The sequence below is a fragment of the Actinoalloteichus hymeniacidonis genome, from assembly GCF_014203365.1.
Taxonomy (GTDB): Bacteria; Actinomycetota; Actinomycetes; order Mycobacteriales; family Pseudonocardiaceae; genus Actinoalloteichus_A; species Actinoalloteichus_A hymeniacidonis.
Map to the genome: position 1 here is coordinate 1,778,471 of NZ_JACHIS010000001.1, position 15,328 is coordinate 1,793,798.

13 protein-coding genes are annotated in these 15,328 nt (G+C 68.1%); 8 read left to right on the forward strand and 5 right to left on the reverse strand.

All coding sequences use genetic code 11. From position 1 onward, the window contains the following. Window positions 1-41: 41 nt before the first annotated feature. A complete protein-coding gene (locus BKA25_RS08100; RefSeq protein ID WP_069850859.1) occupies window positions 42-1,268 on the forward strand; it encodes a serine hydrolase domain-containing protein in 1,227 nt (408 codons plus the stop codon). 80 nt (window positions 1,269-1,348) lie between these two features. On the opposite strand, the gene aztA is transcribed toward BKA25_RS08100, so the two are convergent. Next, window positions 1,349-2,047: a zinc ABC transporter ATP-binding protein AztA gene (aztA, locus tag BKA25_RS08105; RefSeq protein ID WP_236750329.1), complete on the reverse strand. Its 699-nt coding sequence runs from the start codon at window positions 2,045-2,047 to the stop codon at window positions 1,349-1,351. Window positions 2,048-2,109: 62 nt separating this feature from the next. Between aztA and aztB the strand changes: the two genes are divergently transcribed. The 6 genes from aztB (at window position 2,110) to BKA25_RS08135 (ending at window position 7,714) form a co-directional block, all read left to right on the forward strand. Continuing rightward, window positions 2,110-2,994 carry a zinc ABC transporter permease AztB gene (aztB, locus tag BKA25_RS08110; RefSeq protein WP_069850857.1) on the forward strand — a complete coding sequence of 295 codons (885 nt, stop codon included), beginning with the start codon at window positions 2,110-2,112 and terminating at the stop codon, window positions 2,992-2,994. Continuing rightward, the gene (locus BKA25_RS08115) at window positions 2,991-4,199 is read left to right on the forward strand and encodes a hypothetical protein (RefSeq protein ID WP_236750328.1); all 1,209 of its coding nucleotides are present in this window, start codon (window positions 2,991-2,993) and stop codon (window positions 4,197-4,199) included. The genes aztB and BKA25_RS08115 overlap by 4 nt, the downstream gene beginning before the upstream one ends. Further along, on the forward strand, window positions 4,196-5,122 hold the full coding sequence (aztC, locus tag BKA25_RS08120; RefSeq protein ID WP_069850856.1) for a zinc ABC transporter substrate-binding protein AztC: 927 nt from the start codon (window positions 4,196-4,198) through the stop codon (window positions 5,120-5,122). The genes BKA25_RS08115 and aztC overlap by 4 nt, the downstream gene beginning before the upstream one ends. A 75-nt stretch (window positions 5,123-5,197) precedes the next feature. Next, window positions 5,198-6,397 (forward strand): zinc metallochaperone AztD, encoded by a 1,200-nt coding sequence (aztD, locus tag BKA25_RS08125; RefSeq protein WP_236750327.1) that lies wholly within the window; start codon window positions 5,198-5,200, stop codon window positions 6,395-6,397. A 148-nt stretch (window positions 6,398-6,545) separates the two neighbouring features. Further along, window positions 6,546-7,157 carry a class I SAM-dependent methyltransferase gene (locus tag BKA25_RS08130; RefSeq protein ID WP_069850854.1) on the forward strand — a complete coding sequence of 204 codons (612 nt, stop codon included), beginning with the start codon at window positions 6,546-6,548 and terminating at the stop codon, window positions 7,155-7,157. 125 nt (window positions 7,158-7,282) lie between these two features. Then, window positions 7,283-7,714, forward strand: coding sequence for a PPOX class F420-dependent oxidoreductase (locus BKA25_RS08135; RefSeq protein ID WP_069850852.1), 432 nt, complete (start codon window positions 7,283-7,285; stop codon window positions 7,712-7,714). 85 nt (window positions 7,715-7,799) lie between these two features. Here the strand turns inward: BKA25_RS08135 and BKA25_RS08140 are convergent, their stop codons facing one another. Beyond that, window positions 7,800-8,237: an OsmC family peroxiredoxin gene (locus BKA25_RS08140; protein WP_069850850.1), complete on the reverse strand. Its 438-nt coding sequence runs from the start codon at window positions 8,235-8,237 to the stop codon at window positions 7,800-7,802. 221 nt (window positions 8,238-8,458) lie between these two features. Here BKA25_RS08140 and BKA25_RS08145 point away from each other — a divergent pair, with 221 nt between their 5' ends. Further along, complete coding sequence (locus BKA25_RS08145) at window positions 8,459-9,316, forward strand: LLM class F420-dependent oxidoreductase (protein ID WP_069850849.1); 858 nt, start codon at window positions 8,459-8,461, stop codon at window positions 9,314-9,316. Window positions 9,317-9,363: 47 nt separating this feature from the next. Here BKA25_RS08145 and BKA25_RS08150 read toward each other — a convergent pair whose 3' ends face one another. Genes BKA25_RS08150 through BKA25_RS08160 form a run of 3 tightly spaced genes read right to left on the reverse strand, consistent with a single transcriptional unit; the run spans window position 9,364 to window position 15,276 of the window. Next, a complete protein-coding gene (locus BKA25_RS08150; RefSeq protein ID WP_069853897.1) occupies window positions 9,364-11,091 on the reverse strand; it encodes an AIPR family protein in 1,728 nt (575 codons plus the stop codon). Between the two features lie 5 nt (window positions 11,092-11,096). After that, window positions 11,097-14,339, reverse strand: coding sequence for a helicase HerA domain-containing protein (locus BKA25_RS08155; protein ID WP_069850847.1), 3,243 nt, complete (start codon window positions 14,337-14,339; stop codon window positions 11,097-11,099). Between the two features lie 10 nt (window positions 14,340-14,349). Next, entirely contained in the window at window positions 14,350-15,276 is a 927-nt protein-coding gene (locus tag BKA25_RS08160) for a hypothetical protein (RefSeq protein WP_157421174.1), read from the reverse strand. Window positions 15,277-15,328: the final 52 nt, after the last annotated feature.

Consider the following 15,328-nt stretch of genomic DNA (forward strand, 5'->3'; position numbering starts at 1 on the left):
ACAACGCGAACCCCGCAACGCCAACAAGGAGATTCTCGATCATGTTCGATCACCGCCAGCAGCAGTCACGAGCAGTCCGTCGTGCGGCGGCTCGGCGACGGGGCGTCGCCACGACGGTCGCCTCGATCGCCGCCGTGGCCTGCCTGGCCTCGTGCGGCAACGCGCCCTGGGATTGGGAGCAGGGCTCTGCGTCCGACAGCGGTGCGTCGCAACAGGACGGCGCCTTAGAACAGAACGACGCGTTGCAACAGGACCTGGACGGCGTCGTCGACTCCCTCGGCGTCCCGGCGGCCCTGGCGTCGGTGCGTAACTCCGAGGGCGAGGTGCAGGACTACACCGCCGGAGTGGGCGACATCGAGACCGACGCGCCGGTGCCGGTGGATGGGCAGGTGCGTATCGGCAGCAGCACCAAGACTTTCGTTGCCGTGGTGTTGATGCAGTTGGTGGCCGAGGGATCGGTGGACCTCGACGCCTCCGTCGAGACCTATCTGCCCGGCGTCGTACAGGGCGAGGGAGTCGACGGCAACGCCATCACCGTCCGCCAGTTGTTGCAGCACACCAGCGGAATCCCCAACTTCACCGCGTTCATGAATCCGGACTTCTTCGCCACCCGCGACACCTACTACGAGCCCACAGAACTCCTGGATCTCGCTCTCGCGGAGCCCGCCGCCTTCGAACCGGGTGCGAAAGCGGAGTACAGCAACACCAACTACGTCATCGCGGGTCTGATCATCGAGCAGGTGACCGGCGGGACCGTTGCCGAGGAGATCACCAGTCGCGTCATCGAGCCCGCCGAGCTGACCAAGACCTACTTCCCGGCGCCGCGCGACAAGGAGATCGAGGGCGAGCACCCCAAGGGCTATCACCCCACCGCCGAGGACGGTTCGCTGGGCGACATCACCTCGATCGACCCGTCGATGGCCTGGGCGGCCGGGCAGATCGTCTCCACGCCCAGCGACGTGAGCCGGTTCTACACCGCTCTCCTGGCGGGCGACCTCGTCGAAGCGGAACAGCTCGCGGAGATGCAGACCACCGTCGAGGCGAGCGACCTGCCGGGCACGGAGTACGGGCTCGGCCTGATGCGCAACGAGCTGAGCTGCGGCGGCGTCCGCTGGGGCCACGACGGCAACTTCCCCGGCTACTCGATCAGCAACGGGGCCACCGAGGACGGCCGGTCCGCCGCGATCGCGGTCACCTCGCTGCCCACCTCCGAGGAAGCCCTGAGCGCGGGCGGTGAACTGGTCGACACCGCTCTCTGCGGCTCCTGACCACGCTGGGAACGGGCGGTTGAGCGAGCGATCCTCGTCTCACCCGTCCGTTTCGGCGTGCGCGCGCATCGGCGGGCGGTTCACCACAGGGACGGCACATCCCAGGCGGTGCGCACCCGTTCCTCGGTGAGTACCTCGGCGGGTTCGCCCTGCGCGACCAAGCTGCCCCCGTGGAGCAGCAGGCAGTGATCCGAGGCGCGGGCGACGGCCAGATCGTGGGTGACCCGCAGGACGGTGGTGCCCGCCTCGGCCGTCTCGCGCAACGCCTCGTCGATGCGGTTGCGTGCCGTCATGTCGAGCCCGGCCGCCGGTTCGTCGAGTAACAGCACCTCGCTGCGCTGCGCCAGGCCCTGGGCCACCAGCGCCCGTTGCCGCTGGCCGCCGGACAGGGCACCCAACCGGCGGTCGGCCAGGTCGTGGATGTCCAAGCGGACCAGGCAGTCCTCGACGATCGCGCGGTCGTCCCTGGTCAATCTGCGCCACGGGCCGCGCTGCGCCCAGCGACCCATCTCCACGGTGGCCCGCACGGTGATCGGCAGCGTGTCGGACACCGCGCTGCGCTGCACCACATACGCCGGACGTCGGCTGTCGCGCCGCGTCACGGTGCCGCTGCTCGTCGGCAGGATGCCTGCGATCACATTGAGCAGCGAGGACTTCCCCGCGCCGTTGGCGCCCACCACGGCGGTGATGCGCGAGCGCGGGATCTCGGCGCTGACCTCGTGAAGCACCTGGTGCGCGCCGTAACTCGCGCTGACCTCGGACAGGGTGATCTGGGGCACTTGAACCGATCCATCCTTCCAGTGAATTAGTAACGAGAACCATTTTCACATATGGTGCCGGCATGGACTGGCTGTTCCTGCCCTTCGAGGTGTCGTTCGTGCAGCGTGCGTTGGTCGCGGGACTGCTCGTCTCGTTGATCTGCGCGCTGGTCGGCACCTGGGTGGTGCTGCGCGGCATGGCCTTCCTCGGCGACGCGATGTCGCACGGGATGCTCCCCGGCGTCGCGCTGGCGTCGATGTTCGGCGCGAACGTGCTGCTGGGTGCGGCCCTCAGCGCCGGTGTGATGGCGTTCGGCGTCACCATGCTCAGCCGATCGGGCAGGCTGTCGAAGGACACCACCATCGGTCTGCTCTTCGTGGCGATGCTGGCGACCGGCGTGATCATCGTGTCGCACTCGCAGTCCTTCGCCGTCGACCTGACCGGCTTCCTCTTCGGTGACGTACTGGCCGTGCGTCCCGACGACCTGGTCGGGCTCGGCATCGCGCTGGCCATCGCCGCCGTCATCTCGGTGCTCGGCTACCGCTCGTTCGTCGCGCTGGCCTTCGACTCCCGCAAGGCCCACACCCTCGGGTTGCGCCCCCGGCTCGCCGAGGGGCTGCTGCTCGGATTGGTGACCCTCGCGATCGTCGCCTCGTTCCACGTCGTCGGCACGCTGCTGGTGTTCGGGCTGCTGATCGCGCCATCGGCCGCCTCGGTGCTCTGGGCCCGCCGCATCCCGATGATCATGCTCGGCGCCGCCCTCGTCGGGAGTCTCTCGACGGTGATCGGCCTGCTCGTCTCCTGGTACTGGGGGACGGCGGCGGGCGCCACCATCGCCGCCTCGGCCGTCGCGTTGTTCTTCGTCTCCGCGGTCGCGTCCCGGCTGACCCGCCTGCTTCGCCCTGCACCGACCACGGCCACCGCTGTACCGGTTCCCACCAACGAGAAGATCGAGTACTCATCGTGAAAACAAGGAGAAATCCGCTGCTCGCCGGGCTGGCGATCACCATGACGGCAAGCCTGGCCGCCGCCTGTGGCGGTGGCGGCCCCGCCCAGGACACCGCCATCGAGGAGACCACCGAGGCCGTGCCGCACGGCTACGTCGAGGGTGCCGAGGAGACCGCCGAGGCCCAATCGCGGCTCATCGTCGGCGACGCCGAGACCGGCGCGGTGCAGGTGGTCGACCTGATCACCGAGGAGATCCACCAGCTGGACGGCATCGACGGCGGTGTGACCGGCATCCTCGGCGACGGTCGCTTCGGCTATCTGACCGGTGCGGACGGTGCCACCCACGTCGTGGACAGCGGCTCGTGGATGGTGGACCACGGCGATCACGTGCACTACTACCGGGCCGAGGTCCGCGACGTCGGCACCGTCTCCGACGAACCGGCGACCGGCGCCTACAGCGACCGCGTCGTCTCGGCCGTCTCCTTCGAGGACACGGTCGGCCTGTGGGATCGGGCCGAACTCGACGCGGGAACCGTCGCGGAGGCCGGCGAGATCCCCGACGTCGACATCGCCGTGCCCTACGAGGAACACCTCCTGACCGCGCGGGACTCCGCCGGAATCCAGGTGCACGACCGCGAGGGCACGGTCGTCAGCGAGATCGACGAGCCCTGTGAGGCTCCCCGAGGCCAGGCCGTCACCCGGCGCGGCGTCGTCTTCGGCTGTGCCGACGGGGCCCTGCTGATCAGCGAGGACGACGACACCTTCGTCGCCGAGAAGATCGCCTTCGACGAACCGGTGGCCGACGACCAGCGCCCGGACCGGTTCGAGCACCGGCCCGACAGCACCACGCTCGCCGCGATCGCAGGCGATGGCGTGCGAACCCTGGACGTCACCGAGGGTCGGTGGCGACACTTCGAACTCGAATCGGTCGTCGCGGTCAACGCCGTCGGCGAGGGCGCACCCGTGCTGGCCCTGACCGCCGACGGTGTGCTGCACGCCCTCGACCCGGAGACCGGCGAACAGCTCGCCGAGAACGCCTTACTCTCCGCCGAGGCAGCGGGCGGCGATCCCGCCCCGGTCATCCAGGTGGACACCAGCCGCGCCTACCTCAACGACCCGACCAGCGGTGAGCTGTTCGAGATCGACTACCAGGACGACCTGCGGGTGGCCAGGGACTTCACGGTCGACGGCAAGGCCAGCTATCTGGTGGAGACCGGGCGATGAGCCGCGCGACGATCACCCGCTCGGCGCTGGCGCTCGCGGTCCTGCTGACCGCCACCGCCTGCGCGGGCCCCGGTGACGACGAACAGGCCACCGTGGTGGTGACCACCAACATCCTCGGCGACATCACGGAGAACATCGTCGGCGACCAGGCCCAGGTCAGCGTGCTGATGGCCCCGAACTCCGACCCGCACTCCTTCGGGATCTCCGCCCAGCAGGCCGCCGCCATGGAACGGGCTGGACTGTTGGTCTACAACGGACTCGGCCTGGAGGAGGGCGTGCTGCGCAACGTCGAGGCCGCCGCCGAAGCCGGGGTCGCGACCGTGGAGGTCGGCGCGGCCGTCGACCCGATCGACTACACCTCGGATGAGTCCGAGGGCCAACCCGATCCGCACTTCTGGACCGACCCCGCGCGGGTCGCCGAGGCCGTGGACCTGATCGCCGATCAGGTGATCGACAACGTGCCCGGTGTGGACGAGAGCACCATCCGCGACAACGCCGACCGTTATCGGGGGGAGGTCGAGGACCTGGACGCGACGATGGCCGACCGCTTCGCCGAGATCCCCGAGCAGCACCGCAGGCTGGTCACCAACCACCACGTCTTCGGTTACTTGGCCGAGCGCTACGACTTCGAGGTCATCGGCGCGGTGATCCCCAGCGGCACCACCCTCGCCTCACCGAGCGCATCCGACCTGGAATCCCTGGCCAACACCATCGGCGAGGCGGGCGTGCCCGCGATCTTCGCCGACTCCTCGCAATCCGACCGCCTGGCCCAGGTCCTCGCCGAACAGGCGGGCATCGACGTCGCCGTGGTCTCGCTGTACTCCGAATCGCTCAGCGCCGAGGGCGGGGGAGCCGCCAGCTATCTGGAGATGATGCGCGCCAATTCCGACTCCATCGCCGACGGACTACTCGGCCAGGACTGAGCACCCCTGCACACCGGGACGCGGCCGGCTGCGGCGATCCCGATGACGCCCCACCCCGAGAAGAAAGTACGAGAGATGCCGAATCCGTTGCGCACCATGCGACGAGGACACACCATCACCGCCCTGTCCGCTGCGGCCCTGCTGGCTCTGACCGCCTGCGGCACCGAATCGACCGAGGAATCCTCGGCGGACGGTGCGGCCACCACCGAATCCGAGGCCGCCGTCACGGTCGCCGAGCCGATCGCCGTCACCTACGACGGCGGGCTCTACGTGCTCGACGGCACCACGCTGGAGGTCGTGCAGGACATCGAACTGGAGGGCTTCAACCGGCTGAACCCGGCGGGCGACGACCGCCACATGTTCGTCTCCACCTCCACCGGTTTCCAGCTGCTCGATGCCGCAGGCGCCGAGCTGACCGATCTCGAGTTCGAGGCGCCGAAGCCCGGCCACGTCGTGCGGCACGCGGGCAAGACCGTGCTGTTCGCCGACGGCACCGGCGAGGTGACCATCTTCGACCCGGCCGAACTCGGCGACACGCTGCCCGAGACCGAGACCTACACGACTCCGGAGGCGCACCACGGTGTCGCCGTCGAGCTGGAGAACGGCGAACTCGTCACGACCCTCGGCAACGAGGACGAGCGTCCCGGCATCGTGGTGTTGGACGAGAACCACGAGGAGATCGCCCGCAACGAGGACTGCCCCGGCGTCCACGGCGAGGCGACCGCACAGGGCGAAGCCGTGGTCATCGGCTGCGAGACCGGCGTGTTGATCTATCAGGACGGCGAGATCACCAAGGTGGACAGCCCCACCGACTACGGCCGGATCGGCAACCAGGCGGGCACCGACGCTTCCCCGATCACCCTCGGCGACTACAAGCAGGACGAGGACGCGGAGCTGGAGCGGCCGACCGAGGTGTCGCTGGTCGACACCGAGGCCGGGACCATCACGCTGGTCGACATCGGCGCCAGCTACACCTTCCGCTCGCTGGCCCGTGGACCGGAGGGCGAGGGCCTGGTGCTGGGCACCGACGGTGCGATCCACGTCGTCGACCCGGAGGCCGCCGAGGTCACCGACAGTTTCCCGGTGATCGACTCCTGGGAGGAGCCGCTGGAGTGGCAGCAGCCGCGACCGGCGATCTTCGTGCGGGGCGAGACCGCCTTCGTCAGCGACCCCGGCGCCAACGAGATCCACGCCGTCGACCTCGCCACGGGTGAGATCACCGCGACCGGATCGCTGGACTCGGCGCCGAACGAGCTCAGCGGCGTGCTCGGCTAAGTCGAGCCGACCGGACGGGGGTGCTCGCGGATCGCCATCGCGGTGGTCTGCGAGCACCCTTGCCGTTTCGGCAAGAAAGCTTGCCGATCATGCCACCGCTGGGCACGCTGAAAGCCGGACGACGTTCGACACGAGCGGGAGTGGATCGATGGATCAACAGTTCTGGGACGACCAATACCGAAGCCGGGACCAGCTCTTCAGCGGCAATCCCAACGGTGTGCTCGTCACCGAGGTCACCGGCATGACGCCGGGCGAGGCTCTGGACGTCGGCTGCGGCGAGGGCGGTGACGCGCTCTGGTTGGCCAGGCAGGGCTGGCAGGTCACCGGGGTCGACATCTCGCAGGTCGCGGTCGACCGGGCCGCGAGGATCGCGGCGGCCGAGGGCATCGAGAACGTGCGCTTCGCCCAGCTCGACCTCACCTCGGCGGCGCCCGCAGCCGGGGCCTACGACCTGGTGACCATGCAGTACCTCGCGCTGCCCGTCGAATCCGGCGAGGCGCCGCTGCGGGGCCTGCTCGCCGCCGTCGCCCCCGGCGGCACCCTGCTCGTCGGCACCCACGACCTCGCCGATCTGCCGCCCCGCAAGGGCGACGAGACCTTCGACCCCGCAGCCTTCCACGACGTGGCGCGATCGCTGGCCGCGCTGCTCGACGACGACTGGACCGTGGTGGTCGACGAGTCCAGGCTGCGGACCGCTCCCGCCCCGGAGGGAACCCCGCACGTGCACGACGTGGTGTTGCGCGCGCGCCGCGCGGCCTGATTAGTGGGACCGTCCTCGCTCGCGAAGGTGACGGGATACGGGCCTCGACCTCCGGCGATCGTGCACAGTCGACACGCCGGTTGCACTTGACTCTCACACCGATGTCAGGGGCGACGATGAGGACTATGACCGTGACCCAGTTCAATCCGCGTGCCCTGATCGCACAGACGAGCCTCAGTGTTCTGGCGACCATCAAGTCGGACGGCCGCCCGCAACTCTCTCCGGTGACGCACTACTACGACCAGGATGCGGGCGTCATCCTGATCTCCAGCACCACCAAGACGGCCAAGATCCGCAATCTGCGGCGGGATCCTCGGGCCACCCTGGAGGTCACCAGCGCCGACGGTCGGGAATGGGCCACCGCCGAGGGCGTCGCCACGCTCATCGGCCCCGGAACCGACCCACAGGGCCCAGAGGTCGAGGCGCTCGTCGACTACTACCGGCGGGCGGCGGGCGAACACCCCGACTGGGAGGAGTACCGCGCCGTGATGATCTCGGATCACCGGGTACTGATCACCATGTCGGTCGATCACGTCTACGGCGCGAACATCGGCTGAGTCGCAGGCCGATCGAGAGGTGCCCGATTCGACGCGGGGCTCGGGGCGGTGACCACCGCCCGCTGTGCCCCGCGTCGAAGCGTGATCAGTCGAGCGCGGCGTCCAGCGTGATCTTCGTGCCGGTCAACGCCTTGCTGACCGGGCAGCTCTCCTTCGCCGAGTTGGCGACCTTCGCGAAGCCCTCGGCGTCCAGGCCCTCGACCTCGCCGCGCACCGTGATCGCGATGCCCGAGATCAAAAAGCCGCCCTCGGGGTCCGGCCCGAGCGTGACGTCGGCCTTGACGTCCAAGGACTGCGGGGTCCCACCCGCCGCGGCGATGAGGGCGGACAGCTGCATCGCATAGCAGGACGAGTGCGCGGCGGCGATCAGCTCCTCCGGGCTGGTGGTGCCGTCCGCGTTCTCCGCCGCCCGCTTCGGGAAGCTGACGTCGAAGGTGGCGGCGCCGCTGCTGGTGAGTTCGACCTGACCGGCGCCCTTCTCCAGGGTGCCGTTCCAGGCGGTCCGTGCGGTGCGGGTGGGCATTGCAGAGCCTCCAAGCTGTGGTGGATCTTGCCGATCCCAGTATCGCACCGGGTGGCCGCGACGGCGGGACCGCCGAAGCCGCCAGCCCATGTCGAGTCGGGCCGAACCGAAGAATGGTCGGCCGTGCCAGGGATAGATAGACCCTCCCTAGGACCCGGCGGCGTTCGTAACGTCGAGATCGCGCGCTCCCATCTGGCAGCCGTTAGCGCGAGAGGACGAATATGGAACTCGGAATGCACATCGCCGACTTCACCTGGACCGGTGGCGCTCCCGTGTTGGGGCCTGCGCTCGCGCGCCACGTGCGGGAAGCGGAAGCGGCAGGCATCCGACGCATCACGGTGATGGACCACTTCTGGCAGATCGGCCCGGTCGGCCCGGTCGAGCACGAGATGCTGGAGGCGTACGCCGCGCTCGGTTTCATCGCGGCTCACACCGAGCACGCCCTGCTGCACACCCTGGTCACCGGGGTCATCTACCGCGAACCAGGCCTGCTGGCCAAACAGGTCTCCACACTGGACGTGCTCTCGGGTGGCCGGGTCGGCCTCGGCATCGGGGCGGGCTGGAACGAGGACGAGTCCCGTGGACTGGGTTTCGACTTCCCACCCACCGCAGAGCGATTCGAGAAGCTCGAGGAGACGGTCCGGATCTGCTTGCAGATGTGGTCGGACTCCGAGGAGCCGTTCGAGGGAAGGCATTACCAGCTGGAGCGCACGCTCAACTCGCCGCAGAACCTGACCCGGCCGCATCCGTACCTGATGATCGGCGGCGGCGGCGAGAAGAAGACACTGCGGATGGTGGCGCAGTATGCCGACGCCTGCAATCTCTTCGCCGGTCCGGAGGCAGCCCACAAACTCGACGTGCTCCGGACACACTGCGACACCCTCGGCCGCGACTACGACGCGATCGAGAAGACCACGATGTTCCCCATCGACCCGACGAGCACCGTCGACGACATCGTGGGCACCGCCGAGAAGATGGCCGAACTCGGATTCACCGCCGCCTACATCTTCGCGCGCGACATCGCCGAGCCCGATCACATCATCTCGCTGCTCGCCGACGCCACGGCGCGCTTGAGCTGAGGTGAGTGCCGGTGCTTCCACCGATCGGGTGGGAGCACCGGCGCGGCTCAGTCGGTGCCCAGCACCGCACGGCGGATGCGATCGGCGAAGCGCTGGTTGCGCACCATCTCGCCGACCCGCAGGCCCGCCGCTGTCTCCTCGAACTCCACGGCCCGGCCGATCAACGTCTGGAGTTCGACGCAGAGCCGTTCCGACTCAGCCGGGTCCCACATGATGTCCAGGACCTGTTTGCAGGTCGTCGCGGCCAGTTTCGGCGTCTGCGGGATGGCCGCAGTGCCCAGGACGCGGAGCCGGATCGCCGAGAGCAGATGGAACTTGGTCGGCGCGAGATCCTTGCGGAGCCTGCGGTTACGGAACAACCAATCCACCCGGTAGAGCGTTGCGGCGGCGGTGTAATACAGGATCGGCTGTTGACTTGCGACGAACAGTTCCTTGCCGCGTTCCGCAAGCAGCTCGGTGAGCCGTCCGACGCGGGCTGGCTCGTTCAGGAACATGGCCAGGTAGGCCTTGCTCAGCTGTTGCCGGTCGATGATGCGGGTCTTCTCGACCTTCGGGTCCGCGCTGTACTGCTTGGATCGCCGTTCGTAGTAGAGCCTGCGATCGGTGCCGTACCGATGCTGGAAGTCGTCCTCCAGCTGTTGGTGGAAGCGGTCACGGGCATCCAGATCGCCCTTGGAGACCGCCGTCTGGCGATTGGTGGCGGCGACGATGCCGGAGATCACGTCCTCGTCCTCGGAATAGACGATCCGAACGTTGACCAGCACCTCCTCGGTGAGCTGATCGCGGTGATCGAACAGGACATGGCAGGTCTGACAACCGTTGACGATCTGGAAATCGGTGAGATGAACGGTCTCACCTGCCACCGCGAGCTTCCGGGCGACGATCGTGATGCCGTTGTTGAGCACCGCGAAGCGCCGCCGCCGGATGGGGTCCATCAGGGTGTCGCGGATCTCGGCGTTGACGTCGTTGTAGCCCTGGAAGTCCCGCACATTGTCGTGGAACAACATCGTGCGTAAACCCTGCCGGTCGTCGGTGAGGATCTTCTCGACCAGCGTCGTAGCCGGGAGAAGACCGGTGTAGGCGGTTTCCACCCCGGGGATGTCGGGCATCGCCAGTTGCTTGGGCATCCGGAAGGAGGTGGATGCCTTCCGACCGGCCCGTCGATAGGCGTCGGCCAGCTCGGCCCTCGGGACACAGCGGAACTGCACGGAGTGGAACCGATGTAGTTCCATCAGCCGCGTCGTTGCCGACTGCGCCTTCTGCTCGACCATGTCGGAGACCTGTTCCCCGGTCGTGACGTAGTAGACGCTGAGCTTCGGAAGCTCATCGGCGAGCTTGCCGAGGTCCTCGTAGATGATTTCCAGGCATTGCCGCAGGTTGTCGATACTCGGCGAGGCCGGGTAGGGCAACGGAGCGGGATCGAGAACATGCCGCAGGTTCTCGGCCAGATCCGAGACCACCTTGGTTTCGAAACCCGCGCTGGTCTTGGCCTGGATGAGGACGATCTCCACCTCCAGCTTGCGGGCGCCGTGAACGTAGGCCTTGACCTCGGCTGCGTCCTGCAGCAGGTGGTTGTCGACCAGCAGCCCGATGGCGTCGATGCCCAGGTCGTTGCCGCCGCCGGTGCGGAAGGCGTCCGGAGAGAATGACGCACTGAAGTGCCTGCTCAGTAGGCAATAGGCCGCGAACGCCTCGAACGCCTCATGCATCGGGAGCGCGCCGAGGTCGTGGGCGTGTTGGAAATCGGCGACCAATCTCTGGATGACCAGATCCACCCGGTTCACTCCTCGTTCTGCTGCTGCTCGACGCCCGCCAGCGCGCGGGACATGACCTCTTCCGGGGCGAGCGGGCTCGGCGGGTGGTGGCTCAGACACATCGCCGAGTTCACCTTGTGGAAGGGCGTGCCCTCGGTGGCCACGTAGAACTCGCCCGCGGTCAGCCGTGAGATATCCAGTAGGGCACTGGATTTCGCCGCCGCGATCTCCTTGGCCGCCGCGACCTGGGTGGGGCTGTTGATGAACCCGAAATACTGGGTGGCCGCATTGCCGACGATGCGGTTGTGGATGCCCTTGGGCGCCTGCGTCGCGAAGACCAGGCCGAGGCCGTACTTGCGGGCCTGCGCGGTCAGCGCCAGGGTGCTCTCGGTACAGGCCGTCACCTGATTGGCAGGCGCCAAGGTCTGCGCCTCGTCCATCACGAACAGCCCGCCCAACGGACGGTCGTTCGCCGGATTGCGTTTCACCCAGGCGAACAGGGCCATCTGCAATTGATTGACGAAGCTGCGGCGCAGCTCGTCGGTGGGCAGTCCGACCAGACTGATGACCGACACCCGCGCGCGGCGGCCGGGCGCGGGCGTCATCAGCACGGCCGGGTCCAGGGGCGTTCCGGCCCCACCGAACAACGGATCGTTGATCATCGCGGCCTGGAGCGTCTGCGCCAGATCCGCCGCCAGCACGTCCGCCCCGGCCAGCGAGGTCGCATCCTCGGGTAGCTCGGCGAGGTAGTCGACGAAATCCCGCAACCCGGATCGACCGGCCTGGGTGAACGCGGTGAGGGCTTCCCGCAGCACCGCCCGGTACCGGTCGTTCTTGCGCGTCGCGCCATCGATCCGGGCGCGGGGGGCCAAGGCGGCCACGGCGGTATCCAGAGCCTGCTTGAACTCGTCCGGGTCGGACAGCACCTCGGCCAGATCCGGCAGCGGTTGGAAACTCAGCGGCCTGCCGCGCTCCATCCGAGGCGTCCACACCACGACATCGGTGTTCGCTAGGTAGTCGGCGGCCCGAGCCGGATCGTCGGCCGCCCAGGTCGCGGGCTGCTGCGGCCAGGCATCGCCCAACCGCGCGAGGTCGTTGTTGGGGTCCAAGACGATCGAGGAGACCCCGCGCAGCGCGCACTCCTCGATCAGCCTGCGTAGCAACACGGTCTTGCCGGAGCCGGAACCCGCGAAGATCGCGGTGTGCTTGCGCAGCGATTCCAGGGCGACGATCAGCGGCTCGCCGGTGTCGGCGCGGGTGCCCAACGACAGGGTGTCGGTAGAGAACGCGGCTGCGGCCGGGGCGTCGGGGCGTGCGGAACCGTCGGGATCCTCGGTCGGCCACTCGAAGCGGGTGGGGTGGCTCGCCTCGTTGCTCGCGGTGGGCTCCCGAGGTGGCGGCTCGGGGTCGGAAGCCTGCGGTAGCGGTTCGGGCTCGCCGAAGACGGTGCGGAACAGGGCGGTGTGGCCGGCCGGCCGCCGGCTGCGCAGCCAGGCGGCCAGGTCGTCCGAGGCCTCGCCCAACTGGCGACGCAGGTGTCCCAGCGCGACGAAGATCCGCAGATCCTCCGGATCGACCTCTTCGATCAGCACGCCACCTGCGGTACGGAAGGCGTCAAGCTTCTCGCGGGATACCCGCGTATCGATCGGCCAGTTCCCGGTGCGCAGGACGTAGGCATGCCGGTTGAGCAAGCCGGGACCGAAGGCCATCGCCTGGATCCGATCGATCCGTCGCTGCGCCTTCTGGGCGTTGCTCCCGCCGATCGCGCGGAAGCACCAGTGGGTCTGATCGTCCGGGTCCTGCTCATCGGCGAGGCTCAACCGGGCGTGCAGAGCCGGGTCGTCCGCGAACCCCCACTCGATTCCGTAGCGACCGTGATCCCCGCCGAGTTCTCGGACATAGCACCAGAGGGCGGTGTTGAGCGTAGGCGGAACCTCGCGGTCTTCGGACTCCTTGTCCATCAGCCGTTCGATCTCCGCCATGGCGAGACAGTCGTCGAATTTGCTGTCCAGCAGCGCGAGTACATCGTCGTCCGCCGCCACCGTCGGCGTCGATACGCGCGGCTGCGCGACGGGAGCGGGCTCGGCCGCGTCCAGATCGGTCAGTTCCACCAAGCTTCCGCTGGTCAAACAGGATTCGATGTGCCGGTCGATCCGCTTGAGCAGTTCGCGGGGCGAGAAGCCCGCCGTCTCGAAGGCCTCCGGTCGCACCGGCCAGGTCGGATAGGGCGGGACGAAGTCGTTGGCCTTGAACACCGGTTCGAAGCGGGCCGCGACCAGCGCCCGGCCGACCTCGGGGTCCTGCACGCCCATCAGCCGAAGCTCGCGGCGGAACCGGTCCTGGGCGGCCCGGGGTGCGTGGTCGCGGATGCCCTGCCACACCTGGGGTTGGCAGGCCAGCACCAACACGGTGCGGTGGATGGTCTCCCGCAGTTCCATCAACCCGTTGCCCATCTCGTCCAACAGGCGTTCCCGGGAGGACACGGCCCCCGGTGCCGCCGCATCGGTGGCCCGGTCGGACTGCGAGATCAGCGTGTCGACCTGGTCGATCGCGAACACGCACGGTCCGGCCAAAGCCAATAGTCGGGACAGTCCGTTCACCACCTGCTGCGGTGGCGGTGCCTCCGGGTGGATGCCCCACTCGCTGCGTTCGCCCGCCACCGCCTCGCTCGCCGAGTGCAGGTATGAATCCCCGATCTCCTGGGCGCTCTCGGCTTGAGCACCCGACAACACCAGCGCCCGCAAGGTCTGCCGGTATTCGCGACCGTGCATCGGGTCGACGATCCGCAGCCGTCTGCACACCTCGTCCAGCGTGTCTCTGCGGAGCCCGGTGCCCTCGACGACCTGGCGGTGGAGTTCCTCGGGTAACTCCAGACGGTCCGCGAGGCGCTCCAACACGGAGTTCAGCTGCGGCCTGCCATCCGGCCCTGGAATGTCCAGGCCGGACAGCACCGCGTGCACGATGTTGGGCCAGAAGCCGTTGCGCGGGGCCAGGCTCAGCAGGAAGAAGAATCCCGCCGAGCGCTGGACCTCGATGCGCACCGCGCCCAGTAGGTGGGTCTTGCCCGCACCCTGCTGACCGGTGACCACCAGCGCCGTCGGGGCGGCCATCGGATCGGCTCGCAACTGCTCGAAGGCATCGAGCACCCCGTCCAACACCGGGGCGTTCAGCTCCGCGACGTGCGCGGCCGGTGGTCGCCACACCTCGTCCGGGGTCGGCGCCCAGTCCAGGCGTAGTGCGGTCAAGACGCGGCGCTCGATCTCGTCCATCTCGTGGCCCTCAGCCCTTGTCGATCGCGATCAGGTGCTTGTCCTCGCCCCCGAGGTGGATTGCGGCCGCCCGATCCGCCTCGGTCAAGGTCTTCTGATTGGCCTCCGGAATGAGCTGCGTCGCAGGCTTGGCGGCCAGCTCACGCAGCGCGGCGTCGAATTCGGCGCGCGGCAGGAAATCGAGAGCCGCGCGCAACCGGGTCAGACTCACCCAGGAGCCCGATTCCGTTGCCAGTTCCGTATAAGTCTCGGTGATCCGAACGGGTGCGGGGATTCCGTTGTTTGCGGACACAATTGGTTGGGAATTGACCGACGGATTCTCGGTTGGTTCCGGAGCGTCGATGTCGTCCGGCGGCGGAATGAAGACATCGGCCATGGCGACGTTGGCGCGCTTCATGAAGGCCGCATAGTGATTGTTCGTGTCGTACATCAGCCGGTAGGCCTTGTGCGACCCGGAAGGCGCCTGCGCGGCCAGCTCTGCGTGGCAGATCCGCCAGCCCTTCTCGGTCAGTTCGTGGACGTACGCCCCTTTCCTGCTGCGGTCGAGATAGGCGCTGATCAGTCCTAATGCGATCAGCCGCTCCCGATCCTTCTTCTCGACGACGAACCCGTACCTCGCCTTGATCTCGGGATTGGACACCTCCGTGACGAGGTTCATGAGTGCCACTAGCACTGCCCGTTCGGGCAGGCTGAGTTCAACGGTCGTCGTCAATGGGATCTCCGAGTCGATGGTTGCCGCGGGAAACGAGCGCCGGGTCACCGTAACCAGCTGCGGGGAGCGGGCGCATCGATTTGCCCCATTCGGCGTAGTCGGGGTGGCTGGATCGAGATGGCCGCGTCGCGAAACGGTTATGTGCCTTCGCCAGATGATGCCCGCCCAGGGCGTGGTCGGTGTTTCCGGGGTCGATTCCACGGTGTGCCAACGGTATTCCGTCACCGGGCTATCCGGAGCGCTTCGCGGGTGTGCATGCACACCCGGTACGCCGCCC

What these genes read in the sequence shown, in the direction of transcription:
- BKA25_RS08130 (WP_069850854.1), top strand. Translation starts at nt 6,546, where the DNA reads ATGGATCAACAGTTCTGGGACGACCAATACCGAAGCCGGGACCAGCTC.
- BKA25_RS08155 (WP_069850847.1), bottom strand. Translation starts at nt 14,339, where the DNA reads ATGGACGAGATCGAGCGCCGCGTCTTGACCGCACTACGCCTGGACTGG.
- BKA25_RS08135 (WP_069850852.1), top strand. Translation starts at nt 7,283, where the DNA reads ATGACCGTGACCCAGTTCAATCCGCGTGCCCTGATCGCACAGACGAGC.
- aztB (WP_069850857.1), top strand. Translation starts at nt 2,110, where the DNA reads ATGGACTGGCTGTTCCTGCCCTTCGAGGTGTCGTTCGTGCAGCGTGCG.
- aztD (WP_236750327.1), top strand. Translation starts at nt 5,198, where the DNA reads ATGCCGAATCCGTTGCGCACCATGCGACGAGGACACACCATCACCGCC.
- BKA25_RS08100 (WP_069850859.1), top strand. Translation starts at nt 42, where the DNA reads ATGTTCGATCACCGCCAGCAGCAGTCACGAGCAGTCCGTCGTGCGGCG.
- aztC (WP_069850856.1), top strand. Translation starts at nt 4,196, where the DNA reads ATGAGCCGCGCGACGATCACCCGCTCGGCGCTGGCGCTCGCGGTCCTG.
- BKA25_RS08145 (WP_069850849.1), top strand. Translation starts at nt 8,459, where the DNA reads ATGGAACTCGGAATGCACATCGCCGACTTCACCTGGACCGGTGGCGCT.
- BKA25_RS08140 (WP_069850850.1), bottom strand. Translation starts at nt 8,237, where the DNA reads ATGCCCACCCGCACCGCACGGACCGCCTGGAACGGCACCCTGGAGAAG.